The organism is Nocardiopsis moroccensis (assembly GCF_055763695.1).
The window spans coordinates 5,128,310-5,144,570 of the sequence record NZ_CP199747.1; the positions used below are offsets into that span (position 1 = coordinate 5,128,310).

The 16,261-nt window shown below is 69.0% G+C and carries 18 protein-coding genes; 4 read left to right on the forward strand and 14 right to left on the reverse strand.

What is annotated here, in order from left to right; genetic code table 11:
- Window positions 1–38 precede the first annotated feature (38 nt).
- From purD to fbaA, 8 genes are all read right to left on the reverse strand, one after another.
- Window positions 39–1,289, reverse strand: coding sequence for a phosphoribosylamine--glycine ligase (gene purD / locus ACUKCB_RS22620; RefSeq protein ID WP_473037597.1), 1,251 nt, complete (start codon window positions 1,287–1,289; stop codon window positions 39–41).
- Window positions 1,290–1,338: 49 nt separating this feature from the next.
- Window positions 1,339–2,622, reverse strand: a complete 1,284-nt coding sequence (locus tag ACUKCB_RS22625; RefSeq protein ID WP_452543309.1) for an adenylosuccinate synthase — start codon at window positions 2,620–2,622, stop codon at window positions 1,339–1,341.
- A 227-nt stretch (window positions 2,623–2,849) separates the two neighbouring features.
- A complete protein-coding gene (locus tag ACUKCB_RS22630; protein ID WP_473037598.1) occupies window positions 2,850–3,266 on the reverse strand; it encodes a DUF3151 domain-containing protein in 417 nt (138 codons plus the stop codon).
- Between the two features lie 45 nt (window positions 3,267–3,311).
- The gene (locus tag ACUKCB_RS22635; protein WP_473037599.1) at window positions 3,312–3,992 is read right to left on the reverse strand and encodes a hypothetical protein; all 681 of its coding nucleotides are present in this window, start codon (window positions 3,990–3,992) and stop codon (window positions 3,312–3,314) included.
- Window positions 3,980–5,200, reverse strand: a complete 1,221-nt coding sequence (locus ACUKCB_RS22640) for an ABC transporter permease (protein WP_473037600.1) — start codon at window positions 5,198–5,200, stop codon at window positions 3,980–3,982. Before ACUKCB_RS22640 ends, ACUKCB_RS22635 begins: the two co-directional genes overlap by 13 nt.
- 164 nt (window positions 5,201–5,364) lie before the next feature.
- Window positions 5,365–6,126 carry an ABC transporter ATP-binding protein gene (locus ACUKCB_RS22645; RefSeq protein ID WP_473037602.1) on the reverse strand — a complete coding sequence of 254 codons (762 nt, stop codon included), beginning with the start codon at window positions 6,124–6,126 and terminating at the stop codon, window positions 5,365–5,367.
- Between the two features lie 45 nt (window positions 6,127–6,171).
- Complete coding sequence (locus ACUKCB_RS22650) at window positions 6,172–6,603, reverse strand: hypothetical protein (protein WP_473037603.1); 432 nt, start codon at window positions 6,601–6,603, stop codon at window positions 6,172–6,174.
- 351 nt (window positions 6,604–6,954) lie between these two features.
- The gene (gene fbaA / locus ACUKCB_RS22655) at window positions 6,955–7,977 is read right to left on the reverse strand and encodes a class II fructose-bisphosphate aldolase (RefSeq protein ID WP_452543319.1); all 1,023 of its coding nucleotides are present in this window, start codon (window positions 7,975–7,977) and stop codon (window positions 6,955–6,957) included.
- Between the two features lie 417 nt (window positions 7,978–8,394).
- Between fbaA and ACUKCB_RS22660 the strand changes: the two genes are divergently transcribed.
- Window positions 8,395–8,778: a RodZ domain-containing protein gene (locus tag ACUKCB_RS22660; protein WP_473041108.1), complete on the forward strand. Its 384-nt coding sequence runs from the start codon at window positions 8,395–8,397 to the stop codon at window positions 8,776–8,778.
- A gap of 62 nt (window positions 8,779–8,840) precedes the next feature.
- Here ACUKCB_RS22660 and pyrE read toward each other — a convergent pair whose 3' ends face one another.
- Window positions 8,841–9,374 carry an orotate phosphoribosyltransferase gene (pyrE, locus tag ACUKCB_RS22665; RefSeq protein WP_191267811.1) on the reverse strand — a complete coding sequence of 178 codons (534 nt, stop codon included), beginning with the start codon at window positions 9,372–9,374 and terminating at the stop codon, window positions 8,841–8,843.
- A 71-nt stretch (window positions 9,375–9,445) separates the two neighbouring features.
- Between pyrE and cutA the strand changes: the two genes are divergently transcribed.
- The 3 genes from cutA to ACUKCB_RS22680 all read left to right on the forward strand — a co-directional run bounded on the left by cutA (window position 9,446) and on the right by ACUKCB_RS22680 (window position 11,094).
- Window positions 9,446–9,787 carry a divalent-cation tolerance protein CutA gene (gene cutA, locus ACUKCB_RS22670; protein ID WP_473037604.1) on the forward strand — a complete coding sequence of 114 codons (342 nt, stop codon included), beginning with the start codon at window positions 9,446–9,448 and terminating at the stop codon, window positions 9,785–9,787.
- Window positions 9,784–10,365 (forward strand): hypothetical protein, encoded by a 582-nt coding sequence (locus ACUKCB_RS22675; RefSeq protein WP_473037605.1) that lies wholly within the window; start codon window positions 9,784–9,786, stop codon window positions 10,363–10,365. Before cutA ends, ACUKCB_RS22675 begins: the two co-directional genes overlap by 4 nt.
- A 72-nt stretch (window positions 10,366–10,437) precedes the next feature.
- Window positions 10,438–11,094, forward strand: coding sequence for a GNAT family N-acetyltransferase (locus tag ACUKCB_RS22680; protein WP_473037606.1), 657 nt, complete (start codon window positions 10,438–10,440; stop codon window positions 11,092–11,094).
- Here the strand turns inward: ACUKCB_RS22680 and ACUKCB_RS22685 are convergent.
- The 5 genes from ACUKCB_RS22685 to ACUKCB_RS22705 all read right to left on the reverse strand — a co-directional run bounded on the left by ACUKCB_RS22685 (window position 11,091) and on the right by ACUKCB_RS22705 (window position 16,164).
- Window positions 11,091–11,675 carry a hypothetical protein gene (locus ACUKCB_RS22685; RefSeq protein WP_473037608.1) on the reverse strand — a complete coding sequence of 195 codons (585 nt, stop codon included), beginning with the start codon at window positions 11,673–11,675 and terminating at the stop codon, window positions 11,091–11,093. The two genes, ACUKCB_RS22680 and ACUKCB_RS22685, sit on opposite strands and share 4 nt — an antisense overlap.
- Window positions 11,676–12,436: 761 nt before the next feature.
- Window positions 12,437–13,105, reverse strand: coding sequence for a pentapeptide repeat-containing protein (locus ACUKCB_RS22690; RefSeq protein ID WP_473037609.1), 669 nt, complete (start codon window positions 13,103–13,105; stop codon window positions 12,437–12,439).
- Window positions 13,098–15,518 carry a hypothetical protein gene (locus ACUKCB_RS22695; protein WP_473037610.1) on the reverse strand — a complete coding sequence of 807 codons (2,421 nt, stop codon included), beginning with the start codon at window positions 15,516–15,518 and terminating at the stop codon, window positions 13,098–13,100. The genes ACUKCB_RS22690 and ACUKCB_RS22695 overlap by 8 nt, the downstream gene beginning before the upstream one ends.
- Window positions 15,515–15,868 (reverse strand): DUF6507 family protein, encoded by a 354-nt coding sequence (locus ACUKCB_RS22700; RefSeq protein WP_473037611.1) that lies wholly within the window; start codon window positions 15,866–15,868, stop codon window positions 15,515–15,517. The genes ACUKCB_RS22695 and ACUKCB_RS22700 overlap by 4 nt, the downstream gene beginning before the upstream one ends.
- Complete coding sequence (locus ACUKCB_RS22705) at window positions 15,865–16,164, reverse strand: hypothetical protein (protein WP_473037612.1); 300 nt, start codon at window positions 16,162–16,164, stop codon at window positions 15,865–15,867. Before ACUKCB_RS22705 ends, ACUKCB_RS22700 begins: the two co-directional genes overlap by 4 nt.
- Window positions 16,165–16,261: the final 97 nt, after the last annotated feature.

Consider the following 16,261-nt stretch of genomic DNA (forward strand, 5'->3'; position numbering starts at 1 on the left):
TGCCGTTCTCCCGGGGCGCGTGTTCGCGGACGCACGCCCTAGACCTCCGCGGCCGCCCGCTCGGCGATGTCGGTGCGGTAGAAGGACCCGCGCAGTTCGAGCCTGCCCGCGGCCTCGTAGGCGCGCTCACGGGCCTGGCGCAGGTCCGATCCGGTGCCGACCACGTTCAGTACCCGGCCGCCGTTGGACTTGATGTCGCGCACCCCGTCCCAGGCGGTGCCCGCGTGCAGCACGTAGGCGCCCTCCAGGGAGTTGGCGGCTGCCAGGCCGCCGACGAGGTCGCCCTTCACCGGGTCGCCCGGGTAGTTCTCCGCCGCGACCACGACGGTCACCGCGGCACCCGACTTCCACTGGAGCGAACCGATCGACCCCAGGCCGCCGGTGTCGGTCGCCTGCAGGACCGTCCCGATCGGGGTGGCCAGGCGGTCCAGCACGACCTGGGTCTCCGGGTCGCCGAAGCGGGCGTTGAACTCCACCACGCGCGGCCCCTTGCCGGTCAGGGCCAGACCCACGTAGAGCAGGCCCTGGTAGCGGAGGCCGCGGCGGTTCATCTCGGACACGGTCGGCCGCACGACCGACTCCATGATCTCGTCCACCAGCCCGGCGGGGGCCCACGGCACCGGGGCGTAGGCGCCCATGCCGCCCGTGTTGGGGCCCTGGTCGCCGTCGTAGGCGCGCTTGAAGTCCTGCGCGGGCAGCAGCGGGAGCGCGTGCGCCCCGTCGGTGAGCACGAACAGCGAGACCTCGGGGCCGTCGAGGTACTCCTCGATGACCACGCGGCCGCACTCGCGGGCGTGCTTCTCGGCGGCGGCGCGGTCCTCGGTCACCACGACGCCCTTGCCCGCGGCCAGACCGTCGTTCTTGACCACGTACGGCGCCCCGAACTCGTCGAGGGCCTCGGAGACCTGGCCCGCGTTACGGCACACCCGGGCCTTCGCGGTGGGCACCCCGGCCGCCTCCATGACCTCCTTGGCGAAGGCCTTGGACCCTTCCAGGCGAGCGGCCTCCTTGTCGGGGCCGAACACCGGGATGCCGCGGTCGCGCAGGGCGTCGGCCACCCCGGCCACCAGCGGGGCCTCCGGGCCGATCACGACCAGCTCGGCGCGGATGCGCGCGGCCAGCTCGGTCACGGCCAACCCGTCCGTCACGTTGATGACGTGGTTCTCGGCCAGGTCGGAGATCCCCGGGTTGCCGGGGGCGCTGTGGATGCTGGTGACACCCGGATCAAGGGACAGAGCGCGGACGAGTGCGTGCTCGCGGCCTCCGCCGCCGAGAACGAGGGCTTTCACTGCAGAGGGCCTCTTCTTCTGTCTGGAGGAAGGACGGGTGGTCTCCGGTTCAGACCAGGGAACGCAGCTGGAGGGTCTCGTCGCGGCCGGGTCCGACACCGATGGCGGAGATCGGGGCCCCCGCCATCTCCTCAAGGGTACGCACGTAGGCCTGTGCGTTCTCGGGGAGTTCCTCGAACTTTCGGGCTCCGGTGATGTCCTCGGACCACCCGTCGAAGTACTCGTAGATCGGTGTCGCGTGGTGGAAGTCGGTCTGCGTCATCGGGATCTCGTCGTGGCGCACGCCGTCGACGTCGTAGGCCACGCACACCGGGATCCGCTCCAGGCCGGTGAGCACGTCGAGCTTGGTCAGGAAGAAGTCCGTGACGCCGTTGATCCGGGTGGCGTAGCGGGCGATCGGGGCGTCGAACCAGCCGCAGCGGCGGTCCCGGCCGGTGGTGACGCCGTACTCGCCGCCCTGGGTGCGCAGCCAGGCGCCCTGCTCGTCGAGGAGCTCGGTCGGGAAGGGGCCGGAGCCGACGCGGGTGGTGTAGGCCTTCAGGATGCCGACCACCTTGGTGATGCGGTTCGGGCCGATGCCGGCGCCCGCGGCCGCGCCGCCCGAGGTCGGGGAGGAGGACGTGACGAAGGGGTAGGTGCCGTGGTCGATGTCCAGGAGGGTGCCCTGCGAGCCCTCCAGGTAGACCGTCTTGCCCTCGTCCAGCGCCTTGTTGAGGATCAGCGAGGTGTCGGCGACGTGGGGGCGCAGCTTCTCGGCGTAGCCCAGGTACTCCTCGATGATCGGCTCGGCCTCGAGCGCGCGCCGGTTGTACACCTTGGTGAGGAGCTGGTTCTTGTCGTGGAGGGCGAGCTCGATCTTCTTGCGCAGGATCTTGGGGTCGAACATGTCCTGCACGCGCACGCCCTGGCGGGTGACCTTGTCGGCGTAGGTCGGGCCGATGCCGCGTCCGGTGGTGCCGATCTTCCCCTTGCCGAGGAAGCGCTCGCTGACCTTGTCCAGGGCCCGGTGGTAGGGCATGATCAGGTGCGCGTTGGCCGAGATGACCAGGCGGGAGGTGTCCACGCCCCGCTCCTGGAGGCCGTGCAGCTCCTCGAACAGCACACCCGGGTCGATGACGACGCCGTTGGCGATGACGGGTACGACGTTCGGGGAGAGGATGCCCGAGGGGAGCAGGTGGAGGGCGTACTTCTGGTCGCCGATGACCACCGTGTGCCCGGCGTTGTTGCCGCCCTGGTAACGGACCACGTAGTCCACGCGGTCACCGACCAGGTCGGTTGCCTTGCCCTTGCCCTCGTCGCCCCACTGGGCACCCACGAGCGTGATCGCCGGCATTGGTCTCTACCTCTTCGCTCGACACCTGACCGGGGCTTTTCCGACCCCGAACATGGATGAACCCCTGGCGCAAGGCAGCGACAGGGGCCGTTGCGTATTGAGCGTACACGACCCTTCGAACCGCGTTAAGTGGGAGGTTGGCGCGGTTCGGGGTGCGGGCGGCAGGCGCGTGCCCGGCCCCCGCGGAGGCCGGGGCCGGGCACGGCGGTGTTCGAGCCGGGGCGGCCTCAGCCGTTGAGCGCCTCGGCGGCCTCCGGGCTGGAGTCGCGCAGGAAGGTGGCGCAGCGCTCGGCTTCCTCGGCGTCCCCGATCCGCTCCGAGGCCCTGCTCAGAGCGTGCAGGGCGCGCAGGAAGCCCTGGTTGGGCGCGTGCTCCCAGGGGATCGGGCCGTGGCCCTTCCAACCGGAGCGGCGCAGCTGGTCGAGGCCGCGGTGGTAGCCGGTGCGCGCGTACGCGTAGGCGGTCACCGGCCGGCCGTCGGCCAGGGCCAGTTCGGCCAGGCGGGCCCAGGCGGCGGAGTAGGACGGGAAACGCCCGGCGACCGGGGTGGGGTCGTCAGCGGAGGCCAGGGCCTCACGGGCCTCGGGGTCGTCGGGCAGGCGCGTCTCGGGCGGCTCGTTCAGCAGGTTCTGGTGCAGGTTCATGCCCCCATCCTGCCACCGGGCCCGGTGTTTCCCGGATCACGGAGCTCAACCCGTCTCCGGCTCGCGCCGTCGGACCCTGGCCGTGGAGCCGTGCGTCACCGCGTGCGCCGCCACCGCGGCCAGGGCCAGCCCGAGGGCCAGGGCGGGCACCGTCGCCCCGGCGAGCAGGTCCGGGGCCCTCCACCCGTCAGATCCCACGTAGGCGTAGGGGCTCACCCGGTTCAGTCCCGGCACCGTGTTGCAGGCCGCCGCCCCCAGGAGGATCCCCGCCAGCACGACCAGTCCGGACGGCACCGCGTCCAGGAAGGGCGCCAGCAGGTACACGGCGGACACCGCCAGCAGGACGTTGGTCACCAGTAGCCAGGAGTTCTCCGCCTCCGACGCGTGGGGCAGCAGCGCCAGTGCGGCGCCTCCGGACAGCAGCACGCCGAGCGCGGCCACCGCGGCCGCCCGGATTCGGGTCCGGGCCCCGCCCAGCCGCTCCCACTCCCACAGCCGGGGCCGGTTCGCCCACGCGCCGACGGCGGCCGCGCACACGCACAGCAGTTCGGCCACGGGGATCCGCTGCTCCTCGTAGGGCCAGTCGAACACCGCCACCGGCACCACGACGCCCGAGGCGGCCAGGCCCAGAACCACCGCCGCGACGGCCGCGGCCAGGGCGTGCAGCATCGGCAGCAGGCAGGGGCGTAGGGAGGTGAGGACGGGGCTCCGGGTCAGGGTCGCCACGGCAGTTCCTCCGGTTCCACCTCGCACGCCGCGATCCGCTCCTCGTTCCTGCTGATCCAGTCCCGGATCTCGTCGGGGTCGGCCCCGGCGAACAGACCGCCGTCGGCGGAGCCGGGGAAAGGGCGCGAGGCGAGCCAGGCCTTGAGCTCCACCAGCACGGCCACCCGGCGCTGCTCCGAGGGTGCCCTCTCGTCCGTATTGCCCACGCTCTCGGAGCCGCACACGAACATGTCGGGCAGCAGCCACACGGCCGCCGTCGCGGGTACCTCCTGGTACGGGTCCCAGCCCGGATAGACGCGCATCCAGAGCACGCCGTGCTCGGCGCCGTGCAGCACCTCGTCGTCCCCGGTGGCCAGGCTGTGGTCGCGCACCTGCGCGGGGACGGCTTCGGACGACCCGTAGGCGGCGAAGACCGGGGCGGCCAGTTCGACGATCAGGGCGAGTTCGTCCGCGTGACCCTCGTGCACGCAGTAACGGACCCCTTCGCGCTCCGCACAGACCTCGGAGCCGCCCGGAGCGTAGGTCACGAGCGGGAACGCGTACAGGTGGGGCAGGACAGCGGCGGTCGCCACCGCGACCACCGCCGTGACCTGCGGGGCCGACCACTGGCGTGGGGCCCGCAGGAGCCAGACGGACGTCCACGCGGCGGCGGTCGCCAGGAGCAGGAAGAACCCCAGCCGGTAGAGGCCGAGCGGGATGCTCTCCCGCGCACCGAGGGAGGGGGTGAACGGAAGCTGGAGCGACAGCGCGGTCCAGGTGTCGGCTACCAGGGGCAGGCTGGTGCACACGAAGACAAGACCGATCGCCACGGGGACGGCGATCAGCCCGCGCAGGGCGACCCCGCACAGGTAGCCGAGCAGGGTGAGGGCCGCGAATCCGGTCAGCGCACCCAGGACGGGCACGGGATGCGGCGTGCCCGCGCCCTGCGAGGCGACGGCGGCGGTCAGCGGCAGCAGCCCCACCAGATAGGCGCCCAGGCACCAGCCGGTGACCACTGTCGCGTGCCGCAGCGGGACATCCCGCCCCAGACGGGGCTGCCAGGGCTGGGCGAACACCAGGCTCGGCCGGGTGAACCGGGCGGCCGCCAAGGCCGCGGCTCCGGTCGCCACCACAACCGGCAGCCGGGCCTGGACCCCCACCTGTCCGGAGAAATACACCCAGTCCAGGGCACGCCAGGAGAGCTGACCCCAGGTTGCTGTCAGTGTCATGACGAGGACGATCCCGGACGGGACCAGCACCAGGGGCGGCGGGAACGGCCAGAAGAGGGGCGAGGTCGTCAACCTGCTCCGGGCCGACGTGTTCCGGGTCAACGTGCCCTGGGCCGCCGGGCCCCGATCCGCCTCGCTCCGGGGCTCCCGGTTCCGAAGCGGGTTCACGGGCGCTCTCCGACCCGGGCGATCAGCCGGTCGTAGGCCCGCTCGAACCCGGAACCGTAAGCACTCGCCTCAGCGGTGTCGTCGATCAGGTCCTCCAGCTCGGGGAAGGTGCCCTGGAACTCGATCCGGCCACCCGCCAGGACCCCGATCCGGGAGCACAGGTGGGCGACGTCCTCGATGAGGTGGGTGGAGATCAGCACGGTTCGGTCCTTGCCCAGACCGGCCACGACCTCGCGCACCCGGAGCCGCTGCCCCGGATCGAGACCCGCGGTGGGCTCGTCCAGGATCAGGACCCGGGGGTCGTGGGCGAGGGCCGCGGCGATGCCCACGCGCTGGCGCTGGCCCCCGGACAGGGATCGGGTGCGCTGGTCGGCGAGTCCGGCCAGGTCGACGGAGTCCAGGGCCCGGCGGGCGGCCTCCCCGCACTCGCGGCGGTCCAGCCCGTGCACCCAGGCGGCGTAGGCGACGGTGTCCGCCACGGTCAGCTCGCCCGCCAGGGTGAAGCGCTGCGGTACGAACCCCAGCTCGCGGCGGGCCCGGGCCCGGCCAGTACCGGTGGCCAGGTCGTGCTCCCCGATGAGCAGGCGCCCTCCTCGCACGGGGAGCAGCGTCACGATGAGCGACAGCAGGGTGGTCTTGCCCGCGCCGTTCGGGCCGAGGAGTCCGGTGACCCCGGGCTCCACGGTCCAGGTGAGACCGTCCAGGACCTTCTTCCGGCCCCGGTAACCGAAGTCCAGACCCTCAGCGGTGATGCGCACGGGGCCGTCCCTTTCCCCTCACCGGAATTCGTTCGAGGGTCCCGGTCAGCACCTGTGGACCCTTCCGGACGACAGTTTGTTGCCGCTCGAACTCCTGGTCTCGGTGAAGTACGTTCCGTTTCCGTCGCAGTTCCCGGAAGCATCGAGCGGCCCGTTGGAGAACCCGGTTTGGCTGCTCTCGGCCACGACCTTGTCAGGCCAGGCGGTGCGGTGCTTGCGCACCTGCACAGTGAGGGTCACCGTGCCTCCGCAGCCGGTGCGAGAGCCGATTCCCGTGATGGTGCCGTTCGACACGGTGGGGTTGTCGGCGCCGAGCCCGCAGGAGGCAGCGGACCGCTCGGCCGTGTTCCCGATCGCGCTTCCGGCTGGGACCGACGACGCCCACGCGGCACCGGCCGCCGAGCCTCCGACGAGCACGCTGCCCGTCACGAGCACGCCGACGGCCGCCAGACGGACCGAGCCGTTCCTGTCCTTCACATGTCCTCATTCCGTCCGAGGGGAAATCGGCAGGAGGAATGCCCGTGCCCCCGATCTCGAAACCGGAGGTCGGCGGCCCGTTATCACCCTTGGGTGCAATTTGGGGGAATGCAGTGAAAAGTGCACCCCGGTTTCTCTCGTGTGGGGGTACCGGAGGCCAGTGGTCCGCGTAATACGGACGGTCCGCGGGCGCGTTTCGTGCCGAGACCGATGTGTGCCACCGCAGAGGGCGGGGTGGGCGGGTCACGGGAGAACGGGCGGAACGCGGTGGAAAGGACGGTGCCCGGCGGTCGTGGCACGACCGCCGGGCACCGGGCGCCGGACCGCCGGGGGAGCGGTCGGGCGGGGGTCCTACTTCATCTTGTTGCCGGCGGACTTCAGGTGCTGGGCGCCCTCGACCACCCGGGCGGCCATCCCGGCCTCGGCGACCTTGCCGTAGGCGCGCGGGTCGTAGGCCTTCTTGTTGCCGATCTCGCCGTCGACCTTCAGCACACCGTCGTAGTTCTTCATGATGTGGTCGACGACCGGGCGGGTGTAGGCGTACTGGGTGTCGGTGTCGATGTTCATCTTCACGACGCCGTAGCCGATCGCCTCGTGGATCTCCTCCATGGTCGAGCCGGAGCCGCCGTGGAACACGAAGTCGAAGGCCTTGGCCTTGCCGTACTTGGCGGCGACGGCCTCCTGGGCGGACTTGAGGACCTCGGGGCGCAGCTTCACGAAGCCGGGCTTGTAGGAGCCGTGCACGTTGCCGAAGGTCAGGGCGGTCATGTAGTAGCCCTTCTCGCCCAGGCCCAGCACCTCGGCGGTGCGCAGGGCGTCCTCCGGGGTGGTGTACAGCTTCTCGTTGATCTCGCCGACGATGCCGTCCTCCTCGCCGCCGACCACGCCGACCTCGATCTCCAGGATGGTCCGGGCGGCCTTCGAAGCAGCGAGCAGTTCGTCCGCGATCTGGAGGTTCTCCTCCAGCTCGACCGCGGAGCCGTCCCACATGTGGGACTGGAACAGCGGCTCCTGGCCCTTGGCCACGCGCTCCTTGGAGATCTCCAGCAGCGGGCGGACGAAGCCGTCGAGCTTGTTCTTCGGGCAGTGGTCGGTGTGCAGGGCGATGTTCACCGGGTACTTGGCGGCGACCACGCGAGCGAACTCGGCGAAGGCGACCGAGCCGGTGACCATGTCCTTGACCGAAGCGCCGGAGAGGAATTCGGCGCCGCCGGTGGAAATCTGGACGATGCCGTCGCTTTCGGCCTCGGCGAAGCCGCGCAGGGCGGCGTGCAGCGTCTGGCTGGAGGTCACATTGATCGCCGGGTAGGCGAAGCCCTCGGACTTCGCTCGGCTCAGCATCTCGGTGTAGACCTCGGGGCTGGCGATGGGCATGGCTTGACTCTCCCTGGTTCGGCCTGGATCGAGCGACCGCCGGTGCGATGCTCTCGCGTGCCGACGGCACCCCGCGTGCGTTGCCCCCGGTGGGAGGAACCGGTCGTCAGGGGAAGGCCCGCGGGCCGTGCGTCCGGACGTGTCCACCGGGTGTCGTCCAAGTATCCCGAATAGCCGGAGCCATTGGAAAGGTCTAGACCAAAATGCTCCGGATCGGCTACGTACCCGCAGCTTACGGGGCTCGATGGAAGCGAGGGGCGGGGGTGCCGGGGAAGTCGAGAGCGCCTGGGTAGCTATGTCACGAATAGTGGTGAATCGTGGACTTCAGGGCGGCTGCTGTCGCTTTTTGTCGTGATACGCGCTACATTCGTCGCCGTGGGAAGGCATAGGAACGATCCGCGCGGCGTTGGCCAGGTGATGGCCATCGTCGGGGCTGTCGTGCTCCTGGTCACCCTGGTAGCCCTCGGCGGGTACTTCCTGTACCGCTCGCTGCCGGGCACCGGCGACAGCGTCAGCGCCAACGCGTCAGAGGCCGCGGCCGAGGGTGTGGACGCCGACGAGATGGGCGTCCTCTTCATCCGCGTGGTGGGCGAGTCCAGCGACGTGTTCGTCCGGGTCCCCGGCGGGGACGTGCTCCTGGACCAGGAGCTCGCCCAGGGACACTCGGTGAACTACCCGGACAACACCGACGGCCTCGAGGTCAGCATCGGCGACCCGGCCGCCGTCGAGGTCTACGTCAACGGCACCCAGCGCGACATCTCCGACCGCAGCCCCGGTCACACCTTCACGCTGAACCCCTAGACCGGGCTCCGGTCCGGGGCAGGGCCGACCGGCCCCGCCCGCGAACCGCCGCTGAGCCGGGGTCACACGTCCAGGTCGGACACCTCGAAGACGGGCCGGTACTCCAGGCCCTCCTCCTCCAACCGTGCGCGCGCGCCGCGGTCCACGATCAACGCCACCGCCACGACCTCGGCGCCCTCCTCGCGCAGCGCCTCCACGGCCGTCATCACCGAACCGCCGGTGGTGGAGGTGTCCTCCAGCGCCAGCACCCGGCGGCCCCGGACGTCCGGCCCCTCGATCCGGCGCTGCAGCCCGTGCGCCTTGCCGGCCTTGCGCACCACGAAGGCGTCCAGCCTGCGGCCGCGCGCGTGCGCCGCGTGCAGCATCGCGGCGGCCACCGGGTCCGCGCCCAGGGTCAGACCGCCCACCGCGTCGAACTCCAGGTCCGAGACGGTGTCCAGCAGTACCGAGCCGACCAGGGGCGCGGCCTCCCCGTCCAGGGTGATCCGGCGCAGGTCGACGTAGTAGTCGGCCTCCTTGCCGGAGGACAGGGTCACCTTCCCGCGCACGACCGCCTTATCGTTGATCTGACGCAGGAGTTCATCACGTTCGCTCATGACCAGTGAGCCTAGGACACCGGGTGGGGCCGCGCGGACCAGGGCTGCCCCGACCCGGAGTTGGGACGAGTATGCAGGAGCACACCGGGACCGTCCGGGTGGAGACCACCGTCGACAGCCGCGAGGGCGCCGAGGAGGTGGCTCGTTCGCTGGTCGACCACCGGTTGGCCGCCTGCGCGCAGGTGAGCGGACCGATCACGAGCTTCTACCGCTGGGAGGGCGCCACCCAGGCCGACCAGGAGTGGCTGGTGGTGGCCAAGACCGCGGCGGACCGTCTGGACGGCCTGGTTACGCACCTGGTCCGGACGCACCCCTACGAGGTGCCGGAGATCGTGGCGGTACCGGTCGCGGGCGGCAACCCGGCCTATCTGGCCTGGGTCCGGGACGAGACCCGCCAGGACGGCCCCGCGTGATCACCGTCCTCCTGCCCCCCACCCTCCAGGCCCCCTTCTCCCTCCCTGGCGCGGCGGAAGCGCTCACCGCCGGGGGGCGCACCCCGGTCCTCCCCGAGGTTCCGGACGACGACACGCCGCCCCACGCCGCCCGCTACGTCGCACGGGCGAGCCTGGAGATCAGCCGGCTGGTCGCCGCGGGGGCGCCGACCGTACTCGTCGCCGAGGGGGACTCCGGTCCGCTCCTCGGCGCTATCGGCGCCGCCCAGCGCGCCGCGCACCGTCCGGTCCTCGGTTACGTGCTGGTGGACGCCCCGCTGCCCCAACCGGGCAGCCCGACCCGCGCGGACATCTCCCGGAACCAGGGACTCGACGGACTCCCCGGCCGGGAGGGCGAACCCGCCGCCTACCGGACCGAGCGCCTGCCCACGGTCCCGGACTGGCCGGACGCGCCCTGCGGCTACCTGCTCACCGACCCCGCCTTCGCGCACCCCGCGCACCTGGCCGGGATGCGCGGGTGGGTGGTCCGGGATGTCACGGGTGGACCTGCCCGGGCAGCGGCCGAGCTGGCCGCGCTCGTCGGTGAACTCACCCGCTGAACGGCGGCCCGGAGCTCTCCGGGCCGCCGAAACACGGGTGACAGCGGGGTGCCGCGCGGCCAGAATCGGGACATGATCGCCGAGCACTTTCCCCCGATGGGGCTGCGCCTGAACACGCCCCGGCTCCAACTGAGGATGCCCTCCGACGACGACCTCGCCCGACTGGCCGAGGCCGCGGTCTCGGGGGTGCACGAGCCGGAGCGGATGCCCTTCGTCGTTCCGTGGACCGACCAGACCCCCCGCCGCCTGGCGCTCGGGGTCATCCAGCACAACTGGTCGTCCATGGCCTCGTGGACACCGGAGAAGTGGACGTTCAACGCGGCCGTGGTGTACGAGGGCACCGTGATCGGCGTCCAGGACATGACGGCGAAGGACTTCGCGGTCGCCCGACAGGTGGGTACCGGTTCGTGGCTGGCCCTGAGCCACCAGGGCATGGGGTTGGGCACGGAGATGCGCGCCGCCGTGCTGCACCTGGCCTTCGAGTGCCTGGGCGCGGACGCGGCCGTCTCGGAGGCCTTCCAGGACTCCGCGGCCTCGCACGGGGTGTCCCGGAGGCTGGGGTACCGGCCGGACGGCTCACGCCTGGTCGCGGTAAGGGGCAGGCAGGTCAGCGAGACCGTGTACCGACTCACCAGGCAGGACTGGGAGAGGCACCGCACGGTCCCGGTGACGGTCGAGGGCCTGGAGCCGTGCCTGCCCTACTTCGGGCTGGGCGAACTGCCCGACTAGGCCGGGTGTTCGGATGCCGGGGCGGCCTCGCGGTGCATCAGGACCAGGGCCGTGAGGGCGCCGAGCAGCATCCCCGCGCCGGTGACGACCCCGCTGACCAGCGGAACCCAGTCCGGGTACCCGGCGAGCACCATGACCAGGCCGATCGCGCCGAGCGCGGTCGCGTACCAGGCGAGGTGGAGGATCTCCCGCTGCCGCCAGGCCAGGCCCAGCGGGAAGAAGTGCAGGCCGACGACGAGGGCGACCCAGGCCACCCCGGTCTGGGGCGGGGCCCCGAAGGAGTTGAGCGCCGCCACCCCGCCGAAGATCAGGGCGAACTCGACCAGGGTGACGGTGCCGAAGAGGGCCCCGAAACGCGGGGCGACCGGTCGTTCCCCCTGCTCGTGGGCGGAGCCTCCCGTGTTCCGGCTGTCCCTGCGCATGGCGAGAACCGCCAGCACGACGATGGCGACGGCCACGGCGACGGCCAGGGTCCGCAGCGCGAGGGACACGGTCGGTGGTAGGGGCGGACCACTGTTGATCAGCACGAACGCCAATCCGAACACCGAACCGACGAAGAACCCCGAGAAGCGTGCGAGCATCCCTGGAAGATACCAACCGCTATCGATGTCGGTATTGACTTTTGGGGCCGATGTGCATTTTTGAGTGTTTTGATTCATAGGTGAATGAAATTGAGGTGTCTGCCTTCCCGTGCTGGTACGCCGCTCCTCCTCGTGCCACCACGTCATCCCCTCTCCGGCCGGAAACACTGAAGCCCCTGGCAGGGGGCCGGGGCTGAGTTGGTTCGGCGGAGGGCTTGGAGCGTGTGTGAGAAGGGACAGCGGCCTGAGTAATTCGCCCATGCCGTTGCCGTCACGCCGCGAGCACGCCCCGTGCCGAGACGCCCGACCTACCCCCCTCGGCCAGTCGAGTGGGGTGATCGCTACTACGGTGGGCGGCACGGGCACCGCCGATCGTCTGGTTCCAAAACACCCACATGCTCACAGCGGTGGCCGTCTCATGTTCGGGGGGGCGATCAGCCCGAGACTCCAAGTGCGACCGGATTACCGGCAACCCGAGCGGCAGCACCTGCGTGAGCGAATCCCCTGCCCTTCCTCCCGAGCGCGGTACTCCCCGAACGACTCCAGCTCCTGGACGAGGGTCTGCTCGAACTCCTCCGGCTCACCACCTAGGAAGGCGCGCAACAGATCCAGCTGGGGAAAGACCGGCTTCGATCTGCTCGATCCCGGTCGGTCGCTCTCCTTGCTTGTGGGCGAGCGGGACCCCCTCGTGTTCAGCGAGGGTGATTAACCGTTGTTCCTGCCTGAGAGACTCCTTTGAACTGCGATTTTTCTACGGCGCTTTACGTGCGGGCAACTTTCACACCAGGCGCACCCTGGGAACAGAACCAAGCATCCAGCTCAACGCCACCAATGAGTTCGGCATCGTCCACACCTACGTCTATTGGGCCAAGCACGGACCCCTTTGCTCCGGCCAAACGGCAACCTCCCATGCGCGCCCCGGAAAACCTTGTCCATTCACCCGGTTCTCCTGATCCAAATCTGGCATCACGAAAATCAACGCCCCTCAGGTCCGTGTGATCGAAGTGAGCACCACTGGTCCAAGTTTCGCGAAGATCTGACCCTGCCAATTCCGAATCATAAATTCGGGCCTTCAAAAGATTTGCCCCTACGAACACAGCTCGATGCGCTTCGCATTCACTCATATTAGTCCTGTGCAGGCGCGAACCCCTAAGTGAAGCCCCGTCAAGAACAGCGCCAACCAGTTCAGATTTATACAGATCGACGCCATCTAGTATCACATCTGAAAAATTCGACCCCCACAAGAATTTCCACTTCATCTGGAACCCGGTAAGGTCGGCCCCACGAAAATCCAATACGCCACCGAGTTCGCTGCCCTGGGAGCCTCCAGTTCGAAGCCAGATCAGATACTCCTGGAGTGCCTCTTTGGTATCCGGATCTCTCGGCCACGCAGTTGGCTCAACAGCGGGAAGGTCAACTTCCTTAGACATGAACAATCACAACCCTTTCTCTCCAATCTGGATTTCCGAGAACCAGGTCTTCGATGGATTTTTTATTATTTGCATCAGTGAGGATTCCTAGATCTAAGAGTACGTTTTCGCCGTCCTGTAGCTCCCTTTGAATTGCTTTTTCGACCTTGGAAATATCAAATGCGCCACGCCCCTTGAGTGGCTTTCCTGCCATGGGTCCAGCCGAAGGTGGAAAGGTATCCCTGAATCCCTTGACGTCCCAAGGTTGGCCATTGGCATCAATGAAGTCTCCGCCATCTTTAGGGTTGCTCGGGTCGGAATAGTCCATCTCTCCACGCCGAATCGGCCCTTTCAGTAATCCTTGCCTTTCCGCTGCGAGGCCAACTTCGGCCTCCCTGAGGGCAGCGTCATCTTTGTGTTGTGTATTTGCAGGGCCACTCGCTGGATCCTCCTTCAATTCTTGTAGTCTACTTTCGTATTCAGGAGTTCCCGGGTGCGGGCTTCTGTATGGGTCGCCATCGCCAGCCCCCTCTGCAGCCGGGTCACCGGGACTGTCTCCGTCGCCACCACCACTGTTGCCTGAGTTCCCTCCTCCATTGGCGCTGCCGTCTCCCGGGTTCTGCGGGGTCGGGTTGGAGGTCGAGTCCTCGGAGGTGCTCCTTCTGCCGCTGGTCGTCTCATTGTTCGAGTTGTTGGACGTGGCGGAAGCGCCATCGTCCGTTCCCGTATCCCCGGTGTGGGGCGGGACGGTCTGAGTATCGTCTGAGCTGTTCTGGCGGTCCTGCCTGTTCTCCGAACGTGACCCGTTGGGCTCGTTGCCCTCGCTCCCGACTCTGGACGGACCCTCCCCGTTCTCGCGGATCCGATCTGTCTCATTCTGGTCCTGGTCGGTGCCCTGGCGCTCACTATCGGTTCGGGAACCCTCTTCTGGGCGCTGCCCCCCGTTCCGGGACGTGTCGATCTCCCTCTCACTGCGGGCGTCGCCCTGCTGGGTGGAGTCTTGTTGAGTGGGGCCCTGGTTGGTGGGCGCCTGGCTCGGAGTCGGTGTCACGGGGGCGGGCTGGCCCGAGGGCGGCGGTGTGCTGGGGCGATCCGGGGCGATGGGCGGCGGAGTGGGTGTCTGCTCCAGGACGTCCCCGAGGCGCTCGGTGATCGGAGTACGACCTTCCCCGATGATGTCCGCGATCTCGCGGTCCGACTCTCCTACGCCGGGACTCCAGCCCTGGCCGCCGTACGGACCGGCCTCGGCCCCCGCGCCGTCTCCGGAACGGCCGTTGCCCAGGTTGAGGACTTCGATGCCCAACTTGACCGGGCCGGTCAGGAGCATGGCGGTGTTGATCGCGGTGTGGGTTCCCGTGTACGCGGGATCGCTCTCGCGCTTCGACCATGCCGAGTGGCCCTCCCACACCTCGCCCAGGGAGTTCTTGGCGTTGCCCAGCCACCAGTCCCAGCTGAGGTTCTCCGTGGGGTCGTCGCTACGGTAGTCGTAGAGCCAGCCGTCCTCGTTGCGGACGCCGAACAGTTCCCCCGCGTCCAGAGCGGTATCGGTCCAGGTCATCTCGAGGTTGTCGAGGTACTCCTCGTTGTTGCTGGCCCAGCCGTTCTGTTTGTGCCAGTACCCCGTCTTGGTGACGGCGCCCTGCACGGGGCCCCAGACACCCCCGAGGGCGATGGTGTCCCAGGCCGCCTGCACGTTGCTGTTGTCGAACTCGACCGACTCCGGATTCAGCTCCTGGCCGGCCCATTCGGTGACGTTGTCCAACGACCATGCGGCAGCAGCGTGGGCGGCCGAACGACTGTCCTCCCCCGGAGCGAATATCAACCGGGACTCGCCGTAGACGAGCTCGTTGTCGGCCCCCGTGGCATCACCAGGTTTGCTGAAGGTAGCCCCGCCGAAGACTCCGGTGATGGTGTTGGCGCAGGCGATCTCGGCCGCGGTGAAGTCCGACCATGCGCTGTTCACGTCCGACTTCAGGCCGAAATTGGTGTCGATGGACCAGTCGTCGTTGTCTTCGTCCTTGGTCAGCCACCAGCACTTGCGGTCCTCCAGGCCGCGGACGAACACCTGCGCTTCGATCCTGAGGCTGTTGAGTTTGCGTCTGGCCTCCGCTGCTGCCTCGGCCAGCTCTTCCAGGGCCGTGGCCACCGTGGCCAGGTCACCCTCCAAGTCTTCACCGATGGTCGCCACCGGACCCACCGCCGCGAACAGGGTCTCGGACTCGGGCGCCTCGTAGTGCTCCTGTAACCCCTGCCAGGTGGTCTCCATGCTCTCGGTGATGGAGCCCAGTTCCTGACCGCCGGTGCGGAGGGTCTCGGCGGCGTAGTTGAGCGACCACGTGTCGGTCTCGGGGTAGGGGATCGCATCCGGGTCGATGAGGGTCATGAAGTTGTAGCCGACCCCGGTCTGGGATTCGGTCGGCTCGAAGCCGCTCACGAGCCACTGCCCCCGTCGAGGTCGAGGGCGTCGATTTTCCCAGCCTCTCCCTGTGCGGTCAGGGCCATCTCGTGGTCGCCGTTCTGGTAGGCGTTGGTGGCGTCACTGGCGCCCTTCAAGCAGGAGAGGCCCTTCAGGAACATCGTTTCGGTCTCGTTGGAGTAGTACTCGAACAAGCCCGCGAGCGCCGTCTCCACCGGCGGGCTCTTGGCGTTCTCCAGGGCCATGTCGATGCCGCGCGCGGTCGAGTCGATCTCGTCGGACAGCCCGCCGCCCTCGGTGCCGAGCTGGTTGTTGTAGACGCTCAGCACGCCGTGGACGCCGTAGACGTCGATGTTCCAGGAACTCATCGCCCACCTCCGGTCCGGCCGGAGAACAGGTCGGGTCGGAACAGTGCTTGGGCGCTGTCCTCACCGTCGAAGGACAGCTCATCGCGCCCGAGCGGTTCCTGCGGTGCCGGACGCCCCGAGACGTGGGCGCGCAGCTGCGACAGGGAGGAAAGGGCCCTGTCGATGGCGCGCCCGTACTTGCCCTTCACGCCACCGACTTCGAACTCCTCGGTGGGTGCCGGGGCCGGGTACCCGGGGGAGGCGGGAACGCTTGAGTTCGACTCCTCAGGGGCGGGGTCGTTCAGGTCGAACTTCATGGATACTCCGTCCTAACGGGGGGTTACTGTTCAGGACAGTGTTGTTGCGCTGAGTAGCGAGTCCGCTGGAGAAGACGACCGACAAGGACAAAAGGTT